Raw genomic sequence first — 23,844 nt, forward strand, 5'->3', positions numbered from 1 at the left:
ATGCTAGAGTGCGCCGCTGAGTTGCTCGGAGCCGAAGATGTTTACCTCGCCCCCTTTCCTCGCCGGCCTGCTGCTGGCCATCAGCCTACCGCTGGCCGCCGCGGACAGCCGCCCCCTGCACGCGCAGTTCCTGCCGCCCGACGACTTCTCCCTGCGCCAGGAGCAGCCGGAGTTGCAGCAGCTGTTGCAGATCACCGAGTACGCGGTGGTGGTCGGCAGCCAGCGTCAGTCCAACCAGCAACCGATCCCCATCTCCTCGCCACTGCTGTTGCGGCTGAAGGGCAAGCCGCTGAACCAGGGCGCCAATGTCAGCCAGGTGCTGATTCACTTCGATGGCGAGGCGAAAAGCCAGAAGAAGCCCAGCTACGACCCCAAGACTCGGATACTCAGCCTGAACTATCCGCTGGCCCAGTACCGGGTGCTGATCGACCTGCTGCGCCACGAGCGGGTGTACTGTCAGTTCCTCAGCTACCCCAACGGCCATGTCTGGGCCGACCTGCATACCGGCACGCAGCGCGCGCGTTGAGCCGCGCAGGGGCGTGGGGGTAAACTGCGCGCCCGAAGTTATCCGGTCAGTGGGTGGGAGTGAGCGATGCGCAAAGACAAGAAGCAGGTGATTGGCGAAGAGATCGGCGACGAACAGATCAAGCTGTTCCTCGCAGTGGAGCCGGGCGATGACACGCCGCCGTCGCTGCACAAGCTGATCAAGGCTTATCGTGGTCTGCGCATCGACGACTTCGAGCGTTTCGTCGCCTTCTTCGTCGAAGCCGGCTACGACCTGAACGCCACGGATGCTCAGGGCCAGGACTTCATCGCCCTGATCCAGGACCAGCGCCAGGCCGAGCCCTATATCGAAGTGGTCAAAGCCGCCCGCGGTTAAGTCGCAATTCCTTTAAAAAGCCCGCGCATAGCCGCGGGCTTTTTGCTTTACGGCTCCTAAACTGGGCGTTCCAGTCTTTGCTTTGCCGGGAGGTCCGTATGCAAGTTCAACCCTACCTGTTCTTCGACGGTCGCTGCGAAGAGGCTATGGCGTTCTATGCCCAGGCCATAGGCGCCGAAACCACCTTCCTGATGCGCTTCAAGGAGGCGCCGCCGGGTCAAGGTGAAGGATGCGCGAACATGGACCCGGAAAAAATCATGCACGCCAACCTGCAGATCGGCGACAGCCAGTTGATGCTGTCCGACGGTTCTCCTCCGGGCACGGCATTCACCGGCTTCAGCCTCTCGGTCAGCGCCGCCACGGCGCAGGAGGCCGAGCAGCGCTTCAACGCCCTGGCCGCAGGCGGTCAGGTGACCATGCCGCTGCAGAAAACCTTCTGGGCCCAGGCCTTCGGCATGTTAGTCGACCGTTTTGGCGTGAGCTGGATGGTCAATTGCGAGTAACAGTTGCAGGCATAAAAAAACCGCCCAGGAGGGCGGTTTTTTATTTCAGCGGCCAGTGTTTCAGACGCTGGTGGCGGCCACGTCGCGCTTGGCCGTCAGTTGCAGACGCTCGTCGCTGCACGCGCTGATCTCGCGGTACAGCGTCGCATCGGCTTCCAGCACCTTCTCGCGGGCCGGGAAGATTTCCGCCAGCTTGCCGGCCCATTCGCTGCGCGCCTTGCCGGCGAAGCAGCGTTCGATCAGTTCGAGCATGATCGACACGGTCACCGAAGCGCCCGGCGAAGCTCCGAGCAGGGCGGCGATGGAGCCGTCCTCGGCCGCCACCAGTTCGGTACCGAACTGCAGGATGCCGCCTTTCTGCGGGTCCTTCTTGATGATCTGCACGCGCTGACCGGCGATTTCCAGGCGCCAGTCTTCGGCCTTGGCCTCGGGGTAGAACTTGCGCAGGGCGTCCAGGCGCTGCTCTTCGGACTGCAGCACTTCCTTGATCAGATAGCGGGTCAGGTCCAGGTTGTCGCGCGCCACTGCCAGCATCGGACCGAGGTTGCCCGGGCGGACCGACAGCGGCAGGTCGAGGAACGAGCCGTGCTTGAGGAACTTGGTGCTGAAGCCGGCGTACGGCCCGAACAGCAGGGAGGTCTTGCCGTCCACCACGCGGGTGTCCAGGTGCGGCACGGACATTGGTGGTGCGCCGACTTCGGCCTGGCTATAGACCTTGGCCTGGTGCCGCTTGACGATCTCCGGGTTGTCGCAGCGCAGCCACTGGCCGCTCACCGGGAAGCCGCCGAAGCCTTTGCTTTCTGGAATGCCGGACATCTGCAGCAGCGGCAGGGCGCCACCGCCGGCGCCGAGGAACACGAAGCGCGCTTGTACCTCACGGGCCTGGCCGCTCTGGGTGTCCTTGATGCTGACGCGCCAGCCGTTGTCGCTGCGCTGCAGGCCGACGACCTTCTGGTTGCACTTGACCTCGGCAGCGCTCTGCTTGTTCAGATAGTCGAGCAGCTGGCCGGTCAGGGCACCGAAGTTGACGTCGGTGCCGCCGAGCACGCGGGTCGCGGCGATCGGCTCGTCGGTCGAGCGGCCCGGCATCATCAGCGGCATCCACTCGGCCATGGTGGCGCGTTCTTCGGTGTATTCCATCTCGGTGAAGGCATGGTGCTTGCGCATCGCCTCGAAACGGGTCTTGAGGAAGCGGATGCCCTTGTCGCCACGCACGAAGCTCAGGTGCGGAATTGGGTTGATAAAGGCTTTCGGTGGGCCAAAGGAGCCTTTGCCGATCAGGTAGGACCAGAACTGCTTCGACACCTCGAACTGGGTGTTGATATGCACGGCCTTCTTGATCTCGACCGAACCGTCCGCCGCTTCCGGCGTGTAGTTCAGCTCGCACAGGCCGGCGTGGCCGGTGCCGGCGTTGTTCCAGGGGTTCGAGCTTTCGACCGCTCCGGATTCCTGCAGCTCGACGATTTCCAGTTTCATGCTGGGGTCGAGCTCTTTCAGCAGCACGGCCAAGGTGGCACTCATGATGCCGGCACCTACCAGCACCGCGTCCACGGTTTCCAAATCGTTTTGCGCCATTTGTTTCGCCACACTCTTGTGAAGTAGATACAACCCGTTTTTTCACGCTCTTTTGGAGTCGTGAACCTCAAAGGTTCGTGTGCGGCCGGGGCGCTGTCGGCACCTGAGCGGCGTTGTGCGCCAGCGGTGAAGACAGTCGGCAACCGGTGGGGGCAGCACGAAGTGGGCGACTCTCTGTGGGGCGAAGCGAAGCCGGTGCAGAGCGCATCGGCGTGGAGGCGGGGCCCGATCAGGAGACGTCCTTATAATCGGGGCGCGATTATAACGGTGAAATAGGCAAAGTTGGGCGTTTGCCGAGACTTTTCTTTGCCGTCGGTCAAGCCGTCAGCGGCGCGCGCTGCGGGGGTGGCGGGCTAGCCGGCTGAGGGCGGGCATTGGCCGGCAGCGGGCGCTGCAGCCAGGCGAGACGGCATTCGCCGACGGCCACCCAGTCGCTGCCCGGTGGCGCGGTGCGGGACTGGCGCAGCGCCCGGCAGATGCCCTGGGCATCCAGCAGGGCATAGCTGCGCATGGGGTGGGGCCGGCGAAACAGCAGCTGCAGCAGGGACATGGTCGGGCTCGGCAGGGGCGTCTGCCGAGGGTTATCCCATGCCGGCGTGACAGGGGTGTGACAGGAACCCGTACGCGGCGATTGGGTCAACATGCTCAGCGCTGTGAGACGCCGGTGGCACTGGTATACTGCCGCCGATTTTTACGCCCGGTCACCCTATTCTGGAGAGATGAGCATGTTGCATCGCCTGTTGCTTGGTTTGATCGCTGTCACCGGCCTGACGCTGGGCGGTTGTGCCCTCAGCCCGCAACAACTGAGCCCGCAACCGAAACTGACCTCATCGCTCGTCGCCGTGGGTCACGGCCAGCCGGTAGTGGTGCGGGTGGTCGATGGCCGGCCTTCGCCGTCGCTCGGCACCCGCGGCGGTCTGTATGCGGAAACCAGCGCCATCACCGTTTCCAGTGCCGATATCGTGCCCAAGCTGCAGGCCCAGGCCGAGGCCGCGGTGCGTCTGCTTGGCTTCACGCCGACACCGAACGCCTATAACGCGCCGCAACTGACCCTGACCCTGGCCGAACTGAAATACCAGTCGCCGAAAGACAACCTGTACGTCACCGAGGCGAACATTAGCGCGTCGATCCGTGCCGACGTGCAGAACGCCACCCGCCGCTACAGCGGCCGTTACGGGGCCTCGCTGAATCAGCGCTTCGGCACCGCGCCGAACGAGCAGACCAACACCAAACTGGTGGGCGATGTGCTCAGCGACGCGCTGACCCGTGCGTTCAAGGACCCGACCATCGGTCAGCTACTGATGCAGTGAGTCATGGCGCCTTACGAAAAAGCCTGGTTTGACCGGGCTTTTTTGTGCATGAAATTCAGCTTGCCGCGTCATACAGGAGCGGCTGGGACAGGCCGGTGCGCGGATCGGTCTCCGGCCAGTCGTAATGCTCGTGGCCGCCGAGGGCGCAGTACACCAGCCAGTTGCGATCCTGCACGTTGAAGGCCAGGGCGTCGATCAGCGCTTCCTGCTCTTCGCTGTGGGCGATGCGGTAGAGATGATCCTGGTTGTGGGCATGCAACATGTTCGGCTCCTGTCGGATAGGGGACGCCAGAGTGCCGGGCGGGCGTGACAGGGCGGTGACAACGGTTGGCAAGCGGCCCGACATTCGTCGGAATCGCCCGCTGCCGGGTTACCGCTCGGGTAGACTGCGCCGCCATATACTGGCCGCCGGTTCAACGCTGGCTTGTGCTTTCCGAGGTAGCGCGGTACCCACCGTTTTACCCCTGAGCGGAGTTCGATGATGTCGCTACAGGTGCTCTGGAGCCTCTTACAGGCTCATCCCGCCCAATCGATCAACAGCCTGGCGCTGTTCTTCGCCATCGCCGGCAGCTGGCTGCTGCTCGCCACCCGCCTGCGCGAGCGCCGTGCCTTGGCGCGTCTGGCCGCCGACAGCGAGTTGCAGGCGCTGGAGGAGGCTTCGCTGCTGGATGAACGCACCCTGCGCATCAACCGCTTCTTCAGCGCCTTCGGCTGGTTGTGCCTGGCGCTGGCGTTGCTGGTGTCCGCGGTCAGCACCCAGCTCTGAGAACCTGTCTCGGATCTGCTGCGCGTCGGCGATACGGCGTTAAAAACAGTCTCAGAATGCTCATTTACAACTTGTAAACTGCGCTTCTTCGACTGTTTTTGCCTTGTCTCGCTCTAGCTCGCGAGATCCGAAAAAGGTTATGAGGCGCTGATCGCGCAGACAAGAACGGCGACCCGAGGGTCGCCGTTTTGCGTTAGAACCTACTCAGGAGAACAGGTTCTTACAGCTCCAGCCCGGCCTTGATCCGGTACTGGTTCCGCACCGGATTGGCGTATTGCAGGATCAGGTAGGGGCGCTGCTCGGTCGGGCAGGCGTCCAGGCGTTTCTGCCATTCGCGTTGCGCGGCGGCCAGCTCGGCGGCGGGGAACAGCTCGGCGGCGCTCGGCACCGCCAGCGCCGGATCGCGCTCGCTCCACTGGGCATAGGCCAGGTAGTGCACCGGGAACAGCCGGTAGCTGGTGAGGATCTGCCGATCAATGTCCTGGGCCAGCTGCTTGGCGTCCTCCGCCGGTGCGCTGAGCGGCGCGCAGAAGCTGATGTGCACCCGGCCCTTGTAGCCGGTGATGCCGAGGGCAATGCTCTGGTCGTCCTCGCCCGGCACCTTGGTGTAGCTGCCGGTGCTGGCGCGGATATACAGCTCGCGGGCCTTGGCCTGGTCGCAGGGATCGTATTCGTAGCTGATCGACACCGGGGTGAGTTTCAGCTCGCCGATCACCGCGGCGAACGGCTCGTCCTTGCGGCTCATGTGGAACATCTTGAGGATCGCCGAATCGGTGCGGTCGTCACCGTCTTTGGCGCGTCCCTCGGCCTGGGCGATCCATACCGATTCACCATCCGCGCGGATCGAATGATTGATGTAGGCCGACAGCAGCTGGAAGGCCGCCAGCTTGTCGCGGCGGTTGCTCAGCGAACGGTGCACGATGAAGCTCTTGTTCAGGCGCATCAGGTCGCTGACGAAGGGCTTCTGCAGCAGGTTGTCGCCGATGGCGATGCGCGGGGTCGGCAACCCGGCGTGGTACACCGCGTAGTTGACGAAGGCCGGGTCCATGACGATATCGCGGTGGTTGGCGAGGAACAGGTAGGCGCTGCCGGCCTGCAACTGTTCGACGCCGGAATAGCTGATGCCGTCGGTGGCGCGTTCGATGGTGCGGTCGACGTAGGGCTCGACCTTGTCCTGCAGTTTGACCACCGAATCGATGCCGTTGAACTCGCGACGCAGGCGATGAGCTATAAGAGGTTTAAGCAGCCAGCCGAACGATCCGGCCAGGCGCGGAAAGCGGAAGTGCGTGATGATGTCGAGGAAGGCCTGATCCGCCAGCAGGCGCGCCAGCACGGCCGGGACTTCGGCATCGGCGTAGGGTCGGATGGCATCGAATTCGCCCATCTTGTTCTCTTGTTGTGAATGCAGGGATGAAGGAAGCAGGAGAAAATGCCCCTAGGACGGGGTCGAAAATAGACCGGCGAGTATACGTCAAAGTCACAGGAGCGGCCGTGATGCTGGAAGTGCAAGCCTATCAATGCCCCTACTGCAGCGAGTGGGTGGAGGCTCTGCTCGACCTCTCGGGCGGCGACCAGCAGTACATCGAGGACTGCCCGGTGTGCTGCCAGCCGATTGTCTTCGACCTGCGCACCGACGGCGTGGACTGGTCTTTGGACGTGCGCGCGGAGAATGACTGATGCAGCGAATCTATGAGCCGCAGGATCTGATCGAGGCCGAGTTGCTGGTCGGCATGCTCGCCAGCGAGGGGGTCGAGGCACATCTCACCGGCGGCCATCTGCTCGGCGCGGTGGGCGAACTGCCGATCGGTGGCCTGCTCGGCCTGCTGGTGGTCAACGAGCAGGCCGAGCGCGCGCGCGGCCTGATCGCCGCGTACAATGCCGCCCAGCCGCTGCCGGGCGACGAACCCGAGAGTTTCCCCGGCGTGCTGCTCTGCTGAGGCCGTTCCGGCCATCCGTCTTTCCCTGTTTAGAAGAGTTCTGCCCGCCCATGTGTGGACGTTATGCCTTGTTCCGCTGGTCGCCCGCCTTCGCGGCGCTGCCCGGGTTCCCGGCGGATCAGCAGCCGGCCTGGAGCATCGCTCCGAATAGTCAGGTGCTGTTGCTGCGCAGCCTCGACGCCCAGCAGCAGCTGGCGCGGGTGCGCTGGGGGCTGACGCCGGCCTGGCTGACCGACCTGAGCAAGACCCCGGCGCAGGCCCGCGCCGAGACCCTGGCCGAGCAGCCGATGTTCCGCGAGGCGTTTCGCCTGCGCCGCGGCCTGCTGCCGGCCAACGGCTTCTACGAGTGGCGCGGCAGCACGCGCAAGCGCCCCTACTGGCTGACGGGCGAGGCGCCGACGCTGTACTTCGCGGCGATCTGGGAGAGCTATCCGGTCGGCGGTCACAACTATCTGAGCGCCGCGCTGGTGACCCAGGCGGCAGCCAACCTGCGCCGGCCGCTGATCCTCGACGAGGCGGGGCAGGCCGCCTGGCTGGCGCCTGATACCCCGCTGCCGGAGTTGCACGCGTTGCTCTGCCGGCCACAGCCACCGCTGCGCGAACGGCCGCTGGCCACCCTGGTCAACGATCCCAGGTTGGATGGGCCGGAGTGCTTGACCCCGGCGTAGATGGCTGCCGCGTGCCGCGAAGCTTCGTAGGGCGGACTCAGGCGCGCAGCGAACAGTCCGCCATTCGCGGGCTATGAGCGTCCACCGGCGTACTGCTGCGCGAGTACCCCATGGCTGAGTGCGTTCGGTAGCCGGTTATCGGCACGGCGATAAAAGTTCCTGAGCGGGCGGGTGCAAAAAGCGCTTCCCGTTGGTCTATCTGTGCGGGGTGCACGCCGATCGCTTGTCCGGTCGACTGGCGGCGGCCTAGCATCTAGTCCTCGTTCATCTGGAGATTCATCATCATGGCTTCGTTGTTTCGTCTGTGCGGTCTGGCTGCGGCGCTGTTGCTAGCCGGCTGCCAGGCTGTCAATACCACCAGCGGCGGCGCCGTCGGCGTCGAGCGCAAGCAGTACATGTTCAGCATGTTGTCGACCGATCAGGTCAACCAGATGTATGCGCAGTCCTATCAGCAAACCCTGTCGGAAGCCTCGAGCAAGGGCGTGCTGGACAAGAACAGCGCCCAGGCCCGCCAGGTCGATACAGTCGCCCGCCGGCTGATCGCTCAGGCGCCGGTGTTCCGCCCGGATTCGGCACAGTGGGACTGGCAGATCAACCTGATCGACAGCAAGGAGCTGAATGCCAACTGCGGCCCGGGTGGCAAGATCATCGTCTACAGCGGCCTGATCGATCAGCTGAAACTGAGCGACGACGAGTTGGCCGCGGTGATGGGCCACGAGATCGCCCACGCCCTGCGCGAACATGGTCGCGAGGCGATGTCCCGGGCCTATGCGATACAGATGGGCGAGAGCCTGGGCGGCGCGCTGCTTGGCCTCGGCCAGGGCGGTATGCAGATGGCCGATCAGGTGGTGCAGTACAGCCTGACCCTGCCCAACAGCCGTGGCAACGAGAACGAGGCCGACCTGATTGGCCTGGAGCTGGCGGCGCGCGCCGGCTACAACCCCAACGCCGCGTTGACTCTGTGGCAGAAGATGAGCAAGGCCGGTGGCAGCGCGCCACCGGAACTCCTCAGTACCCACCCGGCGGACAGCACGCGGATGACCAACCTGCAGGCGGCGATTCCCAAGGTGATGCCGTTGTACGAGCAGGCCAAAGGCCATCAATGACCGCTGGCCTATCTAGAGTGGCCGTCCTAGACTGCTCGCTTCGAGTTGAGGCCAAGGAGCTGGTGTGAAGATTGGCGTACTGGGAGCGACCGGCTTGCTCGGTCATCATGCCGCCCGTGCCGTGCGCGCGGGCGGCCATCAACTGGTGCTGATCCATCGGCCTTCTTCGCGGATCGAGCGCCTGGTCTATCTCGAGCCGGAGTGCCGCTCCGCCGATTTGCTCGACCATCAGGCCTTGACCCGGGCGCTGAGCGGCCTGGACGGGGTGATCTTCAGTGCCGGCTATTACCCGACCAAGCCGCGCCGCTGGCAGGACGAGGTGGCCAGTGCGCTGAACCAGAGCAACCACTTCTACGCCGCCTGCCTGGCGGCGCGGGTGCCGCGGATTCTCTATGTCGGGGCGGCCATCGCCTTGCCGCGCCATCCGCAGGGGCTGCCCGGCCATGAAGGGCTGTTCTACGAGGACATGCCGCGCTGGCGCAACGACTACCTGCTGTGCAAGTGGGCGCTCGACGAACAGGCCAGTGAGCAGGCGCGCAACGGCTTGCCGGTGGTGATCGGAATTCCCGGCATGTGCCTCGGCGAGTTCGATGTCGGCCCGACTACCGGCCGCCTGATCACCGCCATCGGCAATGGTGTGATGCGCCGCTACGTGCCGGGGCGGCGCAACCTGATCGATGCCGCCGACGCCGGTCGTGGCCTGCTGCTGGCGCTGGAGAGGGGTCGAGTCGGCGAGCGCTATCTGCTTATCGGGCACAACCTCGACATGCGTGAACTCACCGAGCGGATCGCCACGCGGCTTGGTGTGGCACCGCCGCAACCGCTGTCGCTGAGCGCGGCCAAGCTGCTGGCCGGCCTCGGGCGCCTGCGGTATCGGTTGACCGGCAAGCTCGCCATGCTGGACGACACCACCATCGCGGTGATGGCCGGCGGCCAATTCCTAGATGGACGCAAAGCCCGCGACGAGTTGGGCTTTGTCGCCGAAACCAGTCTGGATGCGACGCTGGAACGGACCATCCAATGGTTCCGCGACAACGGCTATCTGCGCTGAGAACCTGTTTACGCTCTGCTGCGCGTCGGCCATTACGGCGTTGCAATCGGGCTCGAGCTGCTCATTTACACCGCGTAAACTCCGTTTCTTCGCCTAATTTATTCGCTGACGCTCACCCTTCGGGCCAGCCTGCGGCTGTTACTCCCGTTGGTCGTTGCGCCTTGTCTGGCTCTAGCTCGCGAGATCGTAAACAGGCTCTGAGAGCGGTTTCAGGGTAAGGCGATTTCCGCGAAAGGCCGCGGCTCCATGCCCAGTTGGGCACGGAAGCTCTCCATGTCGAACATGGTGCAGATCTCTTCGACCAGGCCGCTGCTGCTGATGGTCCAGCAGGCCATCGCGGAAATGCTCAGCACCTTGTCGCTCGGCGGGTAGCCGAGCGCGGGCTTCTCGATGGTGCCGATCAGGGTGCTCCAGCTGAATACCTTGTTGCCTTCGGCCAGGCACTCCTCGATCACCACTTCCAGGTCCGGCATGGCCTGGCGGATCTCCTGCACCATCTGGCAAAAGCCGACGCTGTCCAGCGGGCGGCCGACAAACGAGCTCTTGTAGAGGAAGGCTTTGCTGTGCAGCTGTTCGGTGAGGGCCAGCCGGCCCTTGTTCCATGACAGGTCGATGTGATGGCGGACCAGCCGTTTCATGTCATCCAGCGTCATCTGTTCACTCCCTGAAGGCGCCGCTGAGCGCAGGTGAAACGCACTCTAGCAGGGCGCTTTCGGGAGGCATTGGCCGAAACGCCAGCCAGCTGGCGCCGGGATAGCGTCAGGCTCTCAGAGCAGGCCGCTGAGTTTCAGAGCCTCATAGCCGGCATACAGCGCCAGGGCGGCGAAGGCGGCGGCGGCCACGCGGCGGATCAGCGCCAGCGGCAGGCGTTCGGCGGCGAAATTGCCGGCCAGCACCACCGGCACGTTGGCCAGCAGCATGCCCAGCGTGGTGCCGATCACTACCATCAGCAGGTGTGGGTACTGCGCGGCCAGCATCACGGTGGCGATCTGGGTCTTGTCGCCCATCTCGGCCAGGAAGAAGGCGATCAGGGTGGTGAGGAACGGCCCGTAGCGCTTGAGCTGCGAGGCTTCGTCGTCGTCCAGTTTGTCTGGGACCAGCGTCCACAGTGCCACGGCGGCGAAGGAGGCGGCGAGAGTCCAGCTCAGGGTGGCGGCGGAGAACAGGCTGGCGACCCAGCTGCCGATGGCGCCGGCGGCGAAATGGTTGGCCAGGGTGGCGGCGATGATGCCGGCGATGATCGGCCAGGGCTTGCGAAAGCGCGCGGCCAGCAGCAGGGCGAGCAGTTGCGTCTTGTCGCCGATTTCCGCGAGGGCGACGATTCCGGTGGGGACCAGCAGGGATTCCAACATCAGGTTTCCTAAGGGGCGGGTCGACTAATCACATATGACACGCGCGCCTGCCCACCCCGGGTCAGGTCGTTCGTGTCATAGGTCTTGTCAAACCGCGAGCCTGTCTCGGCAGGCTTGGGTCGCGTGCGCCATGGTCTGTGGACCAAGTATGTTGACGCACGCCATACGAGCAGGGCGCTCGTGGGAGACTACTCCCCTAGGACGGGGCGCATTGTGCCCAAAGCGCGTGCATTGGGCAACTTGTTGCTCACTCTTGCTCGTGGGCCGAGCGCACGTTCATCTCCTCGTAGCGGACGAAACGCGCGCCCTTCTTCAGGCGATAACCCCACCAGATGGCGAGAAACAGCGGCAGGCTGATGTAGGTGGCGGTCAGCCCGGCCCAGTCGATCCGCTCGCCGACGAAGGCCTGGTAGTTCTGCCCGAGGGTGATCACCAGGCACAGGCAGAAGGCGAACAGCGGGCCGAACGGGAACCACTTGGCGCGGTAGGGCAGCTCGTTGAGGTCGCCGCCCTGCAGGATGAAGCCCTTGCGGAAGCGGTAGTGCGACACGGCGATGCCGAGCCAGACGATGAAGCCGCACATGCCGGAGGTATTGAGCAGCCAGGTGTAGACCGTCTTGTCGCCGGCGAAGCTGGAGAGGAAGCACAGCGCGCCGATCAGCGTGGTGGCGTACAGCGCGTTGCGCGGCACGCCGTTCTGCGACAGACGGCCGAACAGCTTCGGCGCCTTGTGCTGCACGGCCATGGTGTAGAGCATGCGCGCCGAGGCGTACATGCCGGAGTTGCCGGCCGAGAGAATCGCCGAGAGGATCACCGCGTTCATCACCCCGGCCGCGGCGGCCAGGCCGGCGCGCTCGAACAGCAGGGTGAAGGGCGAGGTGCTGATGTTGTCGTCGCCGGTCTTCAGCAGGTTGGGGTCGGTGTAGGGGATCAGCATGCCGATGACGAAGATCGACAGGATGTAGAACATCAGGATGCGCCAGAACACCTGGCGGATGGCCACCGGAATGGTCTTCTGCGGGTTCTCCGATTCGCCGGCGGCGATGCCGATCAGTTCGGTGCCCTGGAACGAGAAGCCGGCGATCATCGCCACCCCGACCATGGCCTGCAGACCGCCGACAAAGGGCGCGTCGCCGCTGGTGAAGTTGCTGAACCCGGGCGTGTCGATGCCGCTCATGATGCCGAAGATGCTCGCCAGGCCGACGCCGATGAAGATCACCACGGCGATCACCTTGATCAGCGCGAACCAGAACTCGCTCTCGCCGAAGCCCTTCACCGAGAAGAAGTTGAGCAGGAACATCAGGCCGAGAAACACGGCGCTCCAGTACAGGCCGGGCACGTCGGGAAACCAGAAGCTCATCACCAGTTGCGCCGCCACCAGCTCGGCGGCGATGGTCACTGCCCAGTTGTACCAGTAGTTCCAGCCCATGGCGAAGCCGAAACCCTCGTCGATGAAGCGGCTGCCGTAGGTGCAGAAGGAGCCGGAGTCGGGGATGTAGGCGGCCAGTTCGCCGAGACTGGTCATCAGGAAGAACACCATCAGGCCGATCAGCGCATAGGCCAGCAGCGCGCCGCCGGGGCCGGCGGTGGCCACCGTGCTGCCGGAGGCGACGAACAACCCGGTGCCGATCGAGCCGCCGATGGCGATCATGTTCAGGTGGCGCGGCTTCAGCGAGCGCTTGAGGTGCTGCGGGGTCGTTTCCGGCGATTTGGCGAAGGTCAGTTCGGCTTCATTGGCGGCGGTTTTCACGGCGGTCCTCGCATGTCTGGGGCGCGCGGTGGTGCGCCGATCCGTTGGCTAGTGGAGTGTGCGTGCTGACGACGCAAAAGCAAGTTGGCGGACGCCAACCCTGTAGGCGCGAATTCATTCGCGATTGCCGGCAACGCCTGGCGAAGGCTCATCGCGAATGAATTCGCCTACGCCTTGCGCCGCGCGCGGTAGATGCGGAAGCCGTTGCCGGCGGCCAGGGTCTGGCAGGCGCCGAGGTGTTCCTCGATCAGCGGCGGGTATTTGAGGAAGCTGTTGGCCACCAGACGCAATTCGCCGCCGGCCTGCAGATGACGATTGGCCTGGCGCAGCAGCTGCTCGCTGGCCAGGTAGTGGGTGTGCACGCCCTCGTGGAACGGCGGGTTGCTGACGATGGCGCTGAGGCCGACGGGCGCGGCGTCGATACCGTCGCCGTTCAGCACCTCGGCCTCCAGGCCGTTGGCGACCAGGGTCAGGCGGCTGCTGGCGGCGGCGAAGGCGTCGACATCCAGCAAGGTCACGCGGCTGGCCGGGTAGCGGCGCTTGAGCACCGCGCCGAGCACTCCGGCGCCGCAGCCGAAGTCGAGCAGATGGCCGCTCGGCAGGCCGTCCAAGTGCTCCAGCAGCAGCGCGGTGCCACGATCCAGGCGCCCGTGGCTGAACACCCCGGGCAGGCTGACGACCTGCAGCGGGCCGTCTGCCAGCGGCAGTTGGTAATGCTTGGCCAGGGCTTCAAGATCCGGTGTGGCCGGCGCCTGCTCGATGTGCACCTGCCAGAGCTGGCAGTGGCGGGCGCTGTCCAGCTTGCGCGGCTTGCCGAAGGGTTGCAGCTGCTTGGCCGCACGCTCGATGCCGGCGCGCTTCTCGCCGACCAGAAACAGCTCGGCGCCAGGCAGGCGCGCGGCCAGGGCCGTCAGCAGGTAGTCGGTGAGCTCGCGGGATTTCGGCAGGAACAGCACGGCGGCACTGAAGTCCGCGGCTGGCGGCGTCACCCCGAACTGGCAGCGGCCGGCGAAACGCAGGTCGAGTCGCGCCTGTTCGCCAGCGTGCCAGCTCCAGCCATGGGCCTGTGGCAACTGGCCGAGCAGGTCGTCGGCCGGCAGGCCGGCGAGCAGGACTTTGTCGCTGAACAGTTCGGCCTGGCGCAGCAGCACTTCGCTTCGCGGGTCCATGAGCGCTCCTTCTCCGTAAAAGCCGCGCAGCTTAACAGGTTGTCGTAGAACTGCTGCGCTTGGCTATACGGCGTTGAAATCAGCCTCAGAAGCTGCTTGCGGCTAACGCGCTTTAGCGCGGCCCCGAAAGGGCGAGCGAAGCGAGTCATGCGTATTTACAATTGTAAACTCCGCTTCTTCGGCTGATTTATTCGCTGGCGCTCACCCTTCGGGCCAGCCTGCGGCTGTTACTCCCGTTGGTGGTTGCGCCTTGTCTAGCCTTCGCTCGCGACGTTCTACAACCACCTGTTAGCTGACCAGGCGCCGTGCTGCACCGGCGAAGAACGCCTCGGCGTTCTCGGTCAGTTGCTCGACGATGCGCTGCCGCGCCTCACGGCTGCCCCAGGCGCTGTGCGGGGTGACGATCAGCCGCGGAATGTCGCCTGCCAGCAGCGGATTGCCCGCGCGCGGCGGCTCCTGGCTGAGCACGTCGGTGGCGGCGCCGCCCAGGTGGCCGCTGCGCAGGACGTCGGCCAGCGCCTGCTCGTCGACCAGGCCGCCACGCGCGGTGTTGATCAGAAAGGCGCCGGGTTTCATCAGTTGCAGTTCGTCGGCGCCGATCAGGTTGTGGGTGTGCTCGGTGAGCGGGCAGTGCAGGGTCAGGGCATCCACCTGCGGCAGCAGTTCATCGAGCGCCACGCGGTCGGCTCGTGTTGGGCGGCCGGGCAATTGGCCGAGCAGCACGCGCATGCCGAAAGCTTCGGCCAGGCGGGCGACCGCGCCACCGAGCTCGCCGTGGCCGAGCAGGCCGAGGGTCTTGCCCTCCAGTTCGACGATGGGGTAGTCCAGCAGGCAGAACTGCCGGGCCTGCTGCCAGCGGCCGTCGCGCACCGCGTCGTGGTAGTCCGGTAGACGGGTGGCGAGGGCCAGCAGCAGCATCAGGGTGTGCTGGGCCACCGAGGGCGTGCCGTAGCCCTGGCAGTTGCAGACGCTGACGCCATGGGCACGGGCGGCATCCAGGTCGATATTATTGGTGCCGGTGGCGGCGACCAGCACCAGCTTGAGTTGCGGGCAGGCGATGAAGGTGGCGGCGCTCAGCGGCGCCTTGTTGCAGATCGCCACCTGCGCGCCTTGCAGGCGCGCGTCGATCTGCTCGGGCGCGCTTTCGTCATGCAGGATCAGCTCGCCGAACACCTGGCGCAGCGGGCCGAGGTCGAGATCGCCGAGATCGAGGGAGGCATAGTCGAGAAACACGGCACGGCTGTTCATGGGGCGGGGTTCCTGTTCGAGTGAAGCCTGGCAAGCCTGCGCTACAGGATAACCGCTTGCTCGCGCCAGGCCATTGCACCTTCGGTGGTATGAGCGCGGCAGCCAGTCGCTTATTATGCGACCAACACGCAGCCGGTACTCCAGCAGTGGCCCATGACTGATCCGCATCCCCGCCCTCCGCGCGTCCTGCGCCTGCTAGATCCACATGCGGTGCTGCCACTGGCACGCGTGTTCGTCGTGCTGGTCGGCCTGTCGCTGATCGCCGGCGTCGCCTGGATGATCTGGAATGCCCGCAGTGTTCAGCTCGAGGAGTCGCAGAAAGAGACCGCGAACCTCGCCTACGCCCTGGCCCGGCACGCCCAGGATACCGTGAAAAAGGTCGACACCATGCTCGTCGGCCTGGTCGAGCGCCTGGACGTGGACGGCATGGCACCCCAGGCGCTGCAACGCTTGCAGCGTCTGCTGCGGCTGCTGGTCGACGCATCACCGGAGCTGCATGGCCTGTTCGCCTACGACCGCGACGGCCGTTGGCTGAGCAGCTCCTTCGAGCAGAGCGCGGCCGCGGCCAACACCAGCGACCGCGAGTATTTCCGTTACCACCGCGACAACCCCGACCGTGGCCCGCATATCGGCGCCCCGGTGCGCAGCCGCATCACCGGGGCCTGGGTGATTCCGATCTCGCGCCGCCTCGAGGATGCCCACGGGCGGTTCGCCGGCGTCGTCCTCGCTACTGTGGACATGGGCTATTTCCAGCGCTTCTACGGCACGTTCGACATCAACCGGCGTGGCGCCCTGTCCCTGACCCTGGACAATGGCACGGTGCTGGTGCGCCACCCCTATATGGAGCGCCTGATCGGCGCCAGCCTGGCCACGGGGCCGATCTTCCGCGAGCACTTGCCGCGCAGCCCGGTCGGCAATGCGACACTCACCTCCGTGGTGGACGGCGAAGTACGCCTGTACAGCTATCGCCATCTGGAGCACTACCCGCTGGTGGCCACGGCGGCGCTGTCGCAGGCCGAGGTGCTGGCCAACTGGCGCCAGGATGCCTATGTGCAACTGGGTGTGGCCACCGCGCTGGCGCTGTTGCTGGGTCTGCTCGGCTTTCATCTGACCCGCCTGATCAAGGCCGGGCTGGCCACCGAGGCGGAGCTGCTCGGCGCCCGCGACAGTCTGGCGGCGCTCAACCAGCGCCTGGAGAAGCTGGCCCTGGAGGACGAGCTGACCGGCCTGGCCAACCGCCGCCAGTTCATGGCCGCGCTGGACGAGGAGGTGCTGCGCGCCGCCCGGCATCAGCGGCCACTGGCGCTGCTCATGCTGGATGTCGACCATTTCAAGCAGTTCAACGACCTGTACGGTCACAGCGCCGGCGATCAGTGCCTGCGCAGCGTGGCGCAGGTCATCCGTGGCGGGCAGAAGCGCCCGGGCGATCTGGCCGCGCGCTATGGCGGCGAGGAGTTCTGCGTGCTGCTGCCAGAAACCGACATGGCGGGCGCCCTGGTGGTTGCCGAACAGATCCGCCAGACCCTGGAGAGCCAGGGCCTGGTCCATGCCGGCAGCCCGCTGGGGCTGGTCACTTTGAGTGCCGGCGTGCATGCCTTGATCCCGACCGGCGAGGCCGAGAGCGCCGCGCAACTGCTGCACTGTGCCGACCGCGCGCTGTACCGGGCCAAGGCCAAGGGCCGCAACCGGGTCTGTGGCTTCGATGTCAGCCTGTTCAAGGAAAAGCTCTGAGCGCAGCCCGCCACCGGCGTGAGCGGGTCAGTGCGCGGCCAACTGTATCTGTCGATCCTGACGCACCGGGGCTAAGCTGGCCGTCTGTTGATGCTGGAGAACCTCATGTACTGGACGGAATTTCTCACCGTGGCGCTGGTCCACCTGCTGGCCGTGGCCAGCCCGGGGCCGGACTTCGCCATCGTGGTGCGCGAGAGCGTGGCCAACGGCCGCCGCGCCGGTACCTGGACGGCGCTGGGGGTCGGCGGCGGGATCTTCGTGCATGTCGGCTATTCGCTGCTGGGCATCGGCCTGATCGTGTCGCAGTCGGTCCTGCTGTTCAACGCGCTGAAATGGCTGGCGGCGGCCTACCTGCTGTACATCGGCATCAAGGCGCTGCGCGCCAAGCCGGCGACGACCAGCCTCGAGTCGTCCACCGACGCGCCGTTGGAGCGCAGCGCGCGCGGCGCCTTCGTCACCGGCTTCGTCACCAACGGTCTGAATCCCAAGGCCACGCTGTTCTTCCTCTCGCTGTTCACCGTGGTGATCGACCCGCACACCCCGCTGCTGGTGCAGGCCGGTTACGGCGTCTACCTGGCGCTGGCCACCGCGCTGTGGTTCTGCCTGGTGGCGCGGCTGTTTAGCCAGGCGCGGGTGCGTGCCGGTTTCGCCCGCATGGGCCACTGGTTCGACCGGGCGATGGGTGCGGTGCTGATCGCCCTGGGCGTCAAGCTGGCGTTTACCCAGCTGCGCTGAGGTGATCACGGAGCGCTAGCTGGTAGGGTGGCGTTGAGCGCAGCGATACCCACGCGGTTGCCGCTGATGGGTATCGCTGCGCTCAACCCATCCTACGGTCCTACCAAGCCTGCGCCCGTGAGTATTTTCTGCCGGCGTAAGGGTGGATAAGCAAAGCGGTATCCACCCTACCAAGCCTGCCAGTCCGTGTAGGGTGGAAAACTGCGGAGCATTTTCCACCGATGGCCAGGTCCGGCGCTCGGCTCGCGAGACGTTGAACAGGTTCTAAGAACCTGTCTACGATCTGCTGCGCGTCGGTCAAACTGCGTTGAAAACGGCTTCGGAATGCTCATTTACAACGCGTAAACTCCGCTTCCTCAGCCGTTTTCGCCTTGTTTGACTCTAGCTCGCGAGATCGTAAACAGGTTCTAACTCGCAATCGCGGCTCAAAACGCCGCGAGAATCCGCCCGAGCACTTCCATCGCCCGTTCGCTCTGCGCCGTCCAGGGGTGGCCGTGGTTCAGCCGCGCGCAGTTGCGAAAGCCGCGGGTGGCGGAGAAGATCGGCCCCGGGGCGAGGCTGATGCCCTGGGCCAGGGCCAACTGGAACAGCTGCAGGGAATCCACCGCCTCGGGGAATTCGAACCACAGGAAGTAGCCGCCGCTGGGCCGGCTGACCCGCGTGCCGGGCGGGAAATGCCGGGCGGCGGAGGCGAGCATGGCATCCTGCTGGCTTTCCAGGGCGTGGCGCAGCTTGCGCAGGTGGCGGTCGTAGCCGCCGTGCTGCAGGTAGTCGGCGATCGCCGCTTGGGCCGGCACCGAGGGCGAGATGGTGGTCATCAGCTTGAGCCGGCTGATCTGCTCGGCATAGCGGCCGCCGGCCACCCAGCCGACCCGGTAACCCGGCGCCAGGCTCTTGGAAAACGAGCCGCAGTGCATCACCAGGCCGTCGCGGTCGAAGCTCTTCACCGGCTTCGGCGGCTGGCTGCCATAGTACAGCTCGGCGTACACGTCGTCCTCGATCAGCGGCACCTGATGCTGCTGCAGCAACTCATACAGCGCGCGTTTCTTCTCCTCGCTCATGCTCGCGCCGAGCGGGTTCTGCAGGCTGCTCATGAACCAGCAGGCCTTGACCGGCAGGCGCGCCAGGCTGTCGGCCAGGGTCGCCAGGTCGATGCCTTCGCGCGGGTGCACGGGGATTTCCACCGCCTGCAGCTGCAGGCGTTCGAGCACCTGCAGGGTGGCGTAGAAGGCTGGCGCCTCGATGGCCACCAGGTCGCCGGGGCTGGTCACGCATTGCAGACACAGGTTGAGCGCCTCCAGCGCGCCGTTGCTGATCACCAACTCCTCCAGCGCCAGGCGCACACCGCTGACCATGTAGCGCAGGGCGATCTGCCGGCGCAGATCGGGGTTGCCGGCGGTCATGTCGGCGATCACCGCGTGCGCCGGCATGTCGCGTAGGGCGTGGGCCATCGAGCGGGCCAGGCGCGGCAGGGGGAACAGTTCGGGGCTGGGGAAGGCCGAGCCGAAGGGCACGGTGTGCGGGTCCTTCAGCGAGTCGAGCACGGAGAACACCAGTTCGCTGACATCCACCGCGGTGGTGCGCGCGCTCTGGGCGCTGGTTTCCTGCTCGGCCAGTGGGTGCTGCGCGAGTTCGCGGACGAAGTAGCCGGAGCGCGGCCGGGCGCTGATCAGCCCGCGGTCCTCCAGCAGGTAGTAAGCCTGGAACACGGTGGACGGGCTGACCCCGTAGGTACGGCTGGCATGCCGCACCGAGGGCACCTTGTCGCCGGGGGCGAGCATCCCGGAGCGGATCAGTTGGGCAATCTGGTCGGCGAATTTCTCGTAGCGTTTCATCGTATCCGTGCGGGCGGCCAGCAGGTGCCCACACTCTACGGCGAGTGGCACGGCCATGCGATGGTCAGCGCAGCCGCGGGACGATGAAGATGCTGTCGGCCTGCGCCCGTTCATCCGCCATGGCCAGGTTGCGCACCTGGAAATGCAGCGGCGTGGTACCGCCCGGCGCCTGCGCGGCGGTCAGGGTCACACTCACCGGCACCTCGAGGATTTCCCCCGCCGCCAGGCTCAACTGGCGCGGGCCATCGAGGCGCAAGTGCGCCTCATCCAGCAGGCTCAGGGCATAGCGCTGCGGTTGCTGGGTCTTGTTGATCAGCTTCAGGCGGTAGACGTTCTCGATCTGTCCGGCGGCGTTCTCGCGGAACAGGCTGCGGTCCTTGGCGACCTCGAGGGACACCAGCGGGCGCTCGTCCAGGGCCCAGACGAAGGTACCGAGCATCAGCAGCAGGGCGCCGGCGTAGCCGAGCAGGCGTGGGCGCAGCAGGTGGCTGGTGCCGCCGTGCAGCACGCGTTCGGAGGCGTAGCGCACCAGGCCGCGGGCGTAGCCCATCTTGTCCATGATCGAGTCGCAGGCGTCGATGCAGGCGGCGCAGCCGATGCAGTCGACCTGCAGACCGTCGCGGATGTCGATGCCGGTGGGGCAGACCTGCACGCACAGCTGGCAGTCGATGCAGTCGCCCAGGCCTTCGGCGCGGTGGTTGCTGTCCTTCTTGCGCGGGCCGCGGCGCTCACCGCGGGCGGCATCGTAGGCGACGGTCAGGGTGTCGCGGTCGAACATCACGCTCTGGAAGCGCGCATAGGGGCACATATGCACGCAGACCTTCTCGCGCAGCCAGCCGGCGTTGAGGTAGGTGGCGGTGGTGAAGAACAGGATCCAGAACAGCGTGGCGCCTTCCAGTTGCAGGCGCAGCAGTTCCAGTGCCAGCGGGCGGATCGGCGTGAAGTAGCCGACGAAGGTCAGCGCCGTGGCCAGGCTCACCGCCAGCCAGAGGAAATGTTTGGCGCTGCGGCGCAGCAGCTTGGTCGGCGACCAGGGTGCGGCATCCAGGCGGATGCGCTGGTGGCGCTCGCCCTCGGTGTGCCGCTCCACCCACATGAAGATCCAGGTCCACACGCTCTGCGGACAGCTGTAGCCGCACCAGACGCGGCCGGCGAACACGGTGATGGCGAACAGGCCGAAGGCGCAGATGATCAGCAGTGCCGACAGCAGGATGAAGTCCTGCGGCCAGAAGGTCGCGCCGAAGATGTAGTAGCGGTGTTCGGCGAGGTTCCACAGCACCGCCTGGCGGCCGTCCCAGTCCAGCCAGGCGGTGCCGAAGAACAGCAGGAGCAGCAGGCCGGCGCCGTAGCGGCGCAGGTTGCGGAAACGCCCGCTGAAACTGCGGGTGTGGATCGGCCCGCCGGCCAGGGATGGCGTCAGGCGGACGGGTTGGCGCGGGTCGATACTCTCGACGATCTGCGCGGGGATGCGCTCGCTCATGGGCTGTAGGGCTCTTCAGGCTTCAACTGGCGGGCACTATGCGAGCACGGCTGTGTCGATAACAGACTCAGGTTGATGGATAAAAACCAGATCAGATGGCGACCAAGAGCAGTGAAGTATGTGCTGGTGGTCAGATTCGTGGGTTAGCCGTAGGCGTAACCCACCGACCAGGTTGGACGCCGATGTCCAGGGCGGCGCCGCTGGTGGGTTACGCCGCTGCGCGGCTAACCCACCCGACAAAAGCTGTGCTGGGGCGTGGCTTTTGCTGTTGCTGGGTTTCGTGCCGCAGCCCAGCCTAGGTCATCTGCTCCGTATTTTTCTGCTCGATCTGCGGCTGTTTTGCCTGGTTGGTCTTGCGCATAGTGCCTAGGCATCCAGATGTGCGAGGCAGCCGATGTATCAATACGACCATTACGACCATGCGCTGGTGCGCGAGCGCGTCGCGCAGTTCCGCGATCAGGTCCGCCGCCGCCTGGGCGACGAGCTGAGCGAGGAGGAGTTCCTGCCGCTGCGCCTGCAGAACGGCCTGTACCTGCAGAAGCATGCTTACATGCTGCGCGTGGCGATTCCCTACGGCACCCTGTCGGCGCGGCAGCTGCGCACCCTGGCGCAGATCGCCCGCGCGCATGACCGCGGCTACGGCCACTTCACCACGCGGCAGAACCTCCAGTTCAACTGGATCGAGCTGGAGCAGGTGCCGGACATCCTCGAACAGCTGGCCGCGGTGGAGATGCACGCGATCCAGACCTCCGGCAACTGCGTGCGCAACGTCACCACCGAGGCCTTCGCCGGGGTGGCCGCCGACGAGCTGGTCGACCCGCGACCGCTGGCGGAAATCCTGCGTCAATGGTCGACGGTCAACCCGGAATTCCTGTTCCTGCCGCGCAAGTTCAAGATCGCCCTGAACGCCGCCGAGCAGGATCGCGCGGCGGTGCAGGTGCACGATATCGGCATCAACCTGTACCGCGACGACGCGGGCGAACTGCTGCTGCGCGTGCTGGTCGGCGGCGGTTTGGGGCGCACGCCGATCATCGGCAGCACGATCCGCGACGGTCTGCCGTGGCGCCATCTGCTCAGCTATGTCGAGGCGATCCTGCGGGTGTACAACCGCCACGGCCGGCGCGACAACAAGTACAAGGCGCGGATCAAGATCCTGGTCAAGGCGCTGGGTATCGAGGCCTTCGCCCGCGAGGTGGAAGAGGAGTGGGCGCAGATCAAGGACGGCCCGGCCGAGCTGACGCCCGAGGAATACGCGCGGGTCGCCGGCCAGTTCCAGCCACCGGCCTATGCGCCGCAGGCCGGCATCGACCTGGAGTTCGGCAGCCAATTGCAGCGCGAGCCGGCGTTCGCCCGCTGGGCCTCGCGCAATGTGCAGCCGCACAAGGTGGCCGGCTACGCCAGCGTGGTGCTGTCGACCAAGCCGGGCCCGAACGCGCCGCCCGGCGATGTCACCGCCGCGCAGATGGAGGCGGTGGCCGATTGGGCCGAGCAGTTCGGCTTCGGCGAAATCCGCGTCAGCCACGAGCAGAATCTGGTGTTACCGGACGTGCGCCAGACCGAGCTGTTCGCCCTCTGGCAGCAGGCCCGCGCGGCCGGGCTGGCGACGCCGAACATCGGCCTGCTCAGCGACATCATCGCCTGCCCGGGCGGCGACTACTGCTCGCTGGCCAACGCCAAGTCGATCCCCATCGCCCAGGCGATCCAGCAGCGTTTCGAGGACCTCGACTACCTGCACGACATCGGTGCGCTGAGCCTGAACATCTCCGGCTGCATGAACGCCTGCGGCCACCACCACATCGGCAATATCGGCATCCTCGGCGTGGATAAGAACGGCAGCGAGTGGTACCAGATCACCCTCGGCGGCGCCCAGGGCAATGCCAGCGCGCTGGGCAAGGTGATAGGCCCGGCGTTCAGCGCCGAGGAGGTGGCGGAGGTGATCGAGCGGGTCATTCAGGTCTATCTCGAACAGCGCGACGAGGGCGAGCCGTTCGTCGACACCTGCGCGCGCATCGGCCTGGAGCCGTTCAAGGCGCGGGTCTATCGCCAGCAGGAGCAGCCGGCATGAACAACTTGATCAAGCTGCTGGACGGTGTGGCGCAAATCGTCACCGACGATCCTTGGCGGCTGGTGCGCGAGGCGCAGGCGGCGGACGAGCCGGCGGGGCCGCTGATCCTGCCGCTGGAGCTGTGGCGCACGCGGCAGAGCGCCGCGGTGCTGGCCGGGCTGGCCGTCAGTGCCGACGGCCTGTGGTTGGCACCGGACGACGATGCGGAAAGCCTGGGCGAGCTGTTGCCGGCGCTGCCGCTGCTCGCCGTGGACTTTCCCAGCTTCCGCGACGGTCGCGGCTACAGCCAGGCCTACCTGCTGCGTTCGCGCCTGGGCTGGCGCGGCGAGTTGCGCGCGGTCGGCGACGTGCTGCGCGACCAGCTCAGCCACATGCGCCAGTGCGGTTTCGATGCCTTCGCCGTGCGCGCCGACAAGTCGGTGGACGATGCCCTGCTCGGCCTGGCCGGCATGAGCGTGCTCTATGGCCGCTCGGTGATCGAGCCGCGGCCGCTATTCCGCCGCCGCTGAGGGGTAGAGCCGTAGGTTGGGTTGAGCGCAGCGATACCCAAGGAACCGATGCCGATGGGTATCGCTGCGCTCAACCCATCCTACTCAGGCGCCTCGAGGTTATCCGCGCAGGTGGCTGAGCCGTGTAGGTCAAACACAGGCTATGTCCTCGTCACGTGTCACAACCACCGCGCC

At 65.9% G+C, this 23,844-nt stretch carries 25 protein-coding genes and 1 riboswitch; of the genes, 14 read left to right on the forward strand and 11 right to left on the reverse strand.

The annotated features are described in order from the left end of the window. Nucleotides 1–37: 37 nt before the first annotated feature. The 3 genes from D3880_RS04765 to D3880_RS04775 all read left to right on the forward strand — a co-directional run bounded on the left by D3880_RS04765 (nucleotide 38) and on the right by D3880_RS04775 (nucleotide 1,383). Nucleotides 38–526: a hypothetical protein gene (locus D3880_RS04765; protein WP_119892360.1), complete on the forward strand. Its 489-nt coding sequence runs from the start codon at nucleotides 38–40 to the stop codon at nucleotides 524–526. A 66-nt stretch (nucleotides 527–592) separates the two neighbouring features. After that, nucleotides 593–880 (forward strand): PA4642 family protein, encoded by a 288-nt coding sequence (locus tag D3880_RS04770; protein WP_119892361.1) that lies wholly within the window; start codon nucleotides 593–595, stop codon nucleotides 878–880. A 98-nt stretch (nucleotides 881–978) separates the two neighbouring features. Next, nucleotides 979–1,383 carry a VOC family protein gene (locus D3880_RS04775; RefSeq protein ID WP_119892362.1) on the forward strand — a complete coding sequence of 135 codons (405 nt, stop codon included), beginning with the start codon at nucleotides 979–981 and terminating at the stop codon, nucleotides 1,381–1,383. A gap of 60 nt (nucleotides 1,384–1,443) precedes the next feature. Here the strand turns inward: D3880_RS04775 and mqo are convergent, their stop codons facing one another. After that, on the reverse strand, nucleotides 1,444–2,958 hold the full coding sequence (gene mqo / locus D3880_RS04780) for a malate dehydrogenase (quinone) (RefSeq protein ID WP_119892363.1): 1,515 nt from the start codon (nucleotides 2,956–2,958) through the stop codon (nucleotides 1,444–1,446). Between the two features lie 316 nt (nucleotides 2,959–3,274). After that, complete coding sequence (locus D3880_RS04785; RefSeq protein WP_119892364.1) at nucleotides 3,275–3,508, reverse strand: hypothetical protein; 234 nt, start codon at nucleotides 3,506–3,508, stop codon at nucleotides 3,275–3,277. 175 nt (nucleotides 3,509–3,683) lie between these two features. Between D3880_RS04785 and D3880_RS04790 the strand changes: the two genes are divergently transcribed. Next, a complete protein-coding gene (locus D3880_RS04790; protein ID WP_119892365.1) occupies nucleotides 3,684–4,268 on the forward strand; it encodes a YajG family lipoprotein in 585 nt (194 codons plus the stop codon). Nucleotides 4,269–4,323: 55 nt separating this feature from the next. Here D3880_RS04790 and D3880_RS04795 read toward each other — a convergent pair whose 3' ends face one another. Continuing rightward, nucleotides 4,324–4,530: a hypothetical protein gene (locus D3880_RS04795; RefSeq protein ID WP_119892366.1), complete on the reverse strand. Its 207-nt coding sequence runs from the start codon at nucleotides 4,528–4,530 to the stop codon at nucleotides 4,324–4,326. 219 nt (nucleotides 4,531–4,749) lie between these two features. Here D3880_RS04795 and D3880_RS04800 point away from each other — a divergent pair, with 219 nt between their 5' ends. Beyond that, nucleotides 4,750–5,034 (forward strand): hypothetical protein, encoded by a 285-nt coding sequence (locus D3880_RS04800; RefSeq protein ID WP_119892367.1) that lies wholly within the window; start codon nucleotides 4,750–4,752, stop codon nucleotides 5,032–5,034. Between the two features lie 220 nt (nucleotides 5,035–5,254). Here D3880_RS04800 and D3880_RS04805 read toward each other — a convergent pair whose 3' ends face one another. Beyond that, entirely contained in the window at nucleotides 5,255–6,418 is a 1,164-nt protein-coding gene (locus D3880_RS04805; protein ID WP_119892368.1) for a 1-acyl-sn-glycerol-3-phosphate acyltransferase, read from the reverse strand. Between the two features lie 110 nt (nucleotides 6,419–6,528). On the opposite strand from D3880_RS04805, the gene D3880_RS04810 reads away from it, so the two are divergent. The 5 genes from D3880_RS04810 to D3880_RS04830 all read left to right on the forward strand — a co-directional run bounded on the left by D3880_RS04810 (nucleotide 6,529) and on the right by D3880_RS04830 (nucleotide 9,796). Continuing rightward, nucleotides 6,529–6,711, forward strand: a complete 183-nt coding sequence (locus tag D3880_RS04810; protein WP_119892369.1) for a CPXCG motif-containing cysteine-rich protein — start codon at nucleotides 6,529–6,531, stop codon at nucleotides 6,709–6,711. Further along, nucleotides 6,711–6,971 carry a putative signal transducing protein gene (locus D3880_RS04815; protein ID WP_119892370.1) on the forward strand — a complete coding sequence of 87 codons (261 nt, stop codon included), beginning with the start codon at nucleotides 6,711–6,713 and terminating at the stop codon, nucleotides 6,969–6,971. The genes D3880_RS04810 and D3880_RS04815 overlap by 1 nt, the downstream gene beginning before the upstream one ends. Before the next feature lie 50 nt (nucleotides 6,972–7,021). Continuing rightward, a complete protein-coding gene (locus D3880_RS04820) occupies nucleotides 7,022–7,639 on the forward strand; it encodes an SOS response-associated peptidase (RefSeq protein ID WP_119892371.1) in 618 nt (205 codons plus the stop codon). Nucleotides 7,640–7,923: 284 nt separating this feature from the next. Further along, nucleotides 7,924–8,745 (forward strand): M48 family metallopeptidase, encoded by an 822-nt coding sequence (locus D3880_RS04825; RefSeq protein ID WP_119892372.1) that lies wholly within the window; start codon nucleotides 7,924–7,926, stop codon nucleotides 8,743–8,745. 64 nt (nucleotides 8,746–8,809) lie between these two features. Further along, nucleotides 8,810–9,796 (forward strand): NAD-dependent epimerase/dehydratase family protein, encoded by a 987-nt coding sequence (locus D3880_RS04830; RefSeq protein WP_119892373.1) that lies wholly within the window; start codon nucleotides 8,810–8,812, stop codon nucleotides 9,794–9,796. 209 nt (nucleotides 9,797–10,005) lie between these two features. Here D3880_RS04830 and D3880_RS04835 read toward each other — a convergent pair whose 3' ends face one another. The 5 genes from D3880_RS04835 to D3880_RS04855 form a co-directional block, all read right to left on the reverse strand. Then, on the reverse strand, nucleotides 10,006–10,449 hold the full coding sequence (locus tag D3880_RS04835; protein WP_119892374.1) for a ketosteroid isomerase-related protein: 444 nt from the start codon (nucleotides 10,447–10,449) through the stop codon (nucleotides 10,006–10,008). Between the two features lie 114 nt (nucleotides 10,450–10,563). Continuing rightward, entirely contained in the window at nucleotides 10,564–11,145 is a 582-nt protein-coding gene (locus tag D3880_RS04840; protein WP_177412190.1) for a TMEM165/GDT1 family protein, read from the reverse strand. Between the two features lie 80 nt (nucleotides 11,146–11,225). Continuing rightward, nucleotides 11,226–11,357, reverse strand: a riboswitch (yybP-ykoY riboswitch). A gap of 38 nt (nucleotides 11,358–11,395) precedes the next feature. Next, nucleotides 11,396–12,799: an amino acid permease gene (locus tag D3880_RS04845; protein WP_238474437.1), complete on the reverse strand. Its 1,404-nt coding sequence runs from the start codon at nucleotides 12,797–12,799 to the stop codon at nucleotides 11,396–11,398. A gap of 266 nt (nucleotides 12,800–13,065) precedes the next feature. Next, nucleotides 13,066–14,067 carry a class I SAM-dependent methyltransferase gene (locus D3880_RS04850; RefSeq protein ID WP_119892376.1) on the reverse strand — a complete coding sequence of 334 codons (1,002 nt, stop codon included), beginning with the start codon at nucleotides 14,065–14,067 and terminating at the stop codon, nucleotides 13,066–13,068. Nucleotides 14,068–14,355: 288 nt separating this feature from the next. Further along, nucleotides 14,356–15,315 (reverse strand): 2-hydroxyacid dehydrogenase, encoded by a 960-nt coding sequence (locus D3880_RS04855; protein WP_119892377.1) that lies wholly within the window; start codon nucleotides 15,313–15,315, stop codon nucleotides 14,356–14,358. A 153-nt stretch (nucleotides 15,316–15,468) separates the two neighbouring features. Here D3880_RS04855 and D3880_RS04860 point away from each other — a divergent pair, with 153 nt between their 5' ends. Both D3880_RS04860 and D3880_RS04865 read left to right on the forward strand, forming a co-directional pair. After that, on the forward strand, nucleotides 15,469–17,046 hold the full coding sequence (locus D3880_RS04860; protein ID WP_119892378.1) for a sensor domain-containing diguanylate cyclase: 1,578 nt from the start codon (nucleotides 15,469–15,471) through the stop codon (nucleotides 17,044–17,046). A gap of 105 nt (nucleotides 17,047–17,151) precedes the next feature. Next, complete coding sequence (locus D3880_RS04865; protein ID WP_119892379.1) at nucleotides 17,152–17,781, forward strand: LysE family translocator; 630 nt, start codon at nucleotides 17,152–17,154, stop codon at nucleotides 17,779–17,781. A 425-nt stretch (nucleotides 17,782–18,206) separates the two neighbouring features. On the opposite strand, the gene mapR is transcribed toward D3880_RS04865, so the two are convergent. Together mapR and ccoG are read right to left on the reverse strand one after the other, a co-directional pair. Beyond that, the gene (mapR, locus tag D3880_RS04870; protein WP_119892380.1) at nucleotides 18,207–19,616 is read right to left on the reverse strand and encodes a GntR family transcriptional regulator MpaR; all 1,410 of its coding nucleotides are present in this window, start codon (nucleotides 19,614–19,616) and stop codon (nucleotides 18,207–18,209) included. A 64-nt stretch (nucleotides 19,617–19,680) separates the two neighbouring features. Beyond that, a complete protein-coding gene (gene ccoG / locus D3880_RS04875) occupies nucleotides 19,681–21,096 on the reverse strand; it encodes a cytochrome c oxidase accessory protein CcoG (protein WP_119892381.1) in 1,416 nt (471 codons plus the stop codon). Nucleotides 21,097–21,490: 394 nt separating this feature from the next. Between ccoG and D3880_RS04880 the strand changes: the two genes are divergently transcribed. Together D3880_RS04880 and D3880_RS04885 are read left to right on the forward strand one after the other, a co-directional pair. Next, nucleotides 21,491–23,161 (forward strand): nitrite/sulfite reductase, encoded by a 1,671-nt coding sequence (locus tag D3880_RS04880; protein ID WP_119892382.1) that lies wholly within the window; start codon nucleotides 21,491–21,493, stop codon nucleotides 23,159–23,161. Then, nucleotides 23,158–23,670 (forward strand): DUF934 domain-containing protein, encoded by a 513-nt coding sequence (locus D3880_RS04885; RefSeq protein ID WP_119892383.1) that lies wholly within the window; start codon nucleotides 23,158–23,160, stop codon nucleotides 23,668–23,670. Before D3880_RS04880 ends, D3880_RS04885 begins: the two co-directional genes overlap by 4 nt. Nucleotides 23,671–23,844: the final 174 nt, after the last annotated feature.

Source organism: Pseudomonas cavernae, assembly GCF_003595175.1.
Classification (GTDB): Bacteria; Pseudomonadota; Gammaproteobacteria; order Pseudomonadales; family Pseudomonadaceae; genus Aquipseudomonas; species Aquipseudomonas cavernae.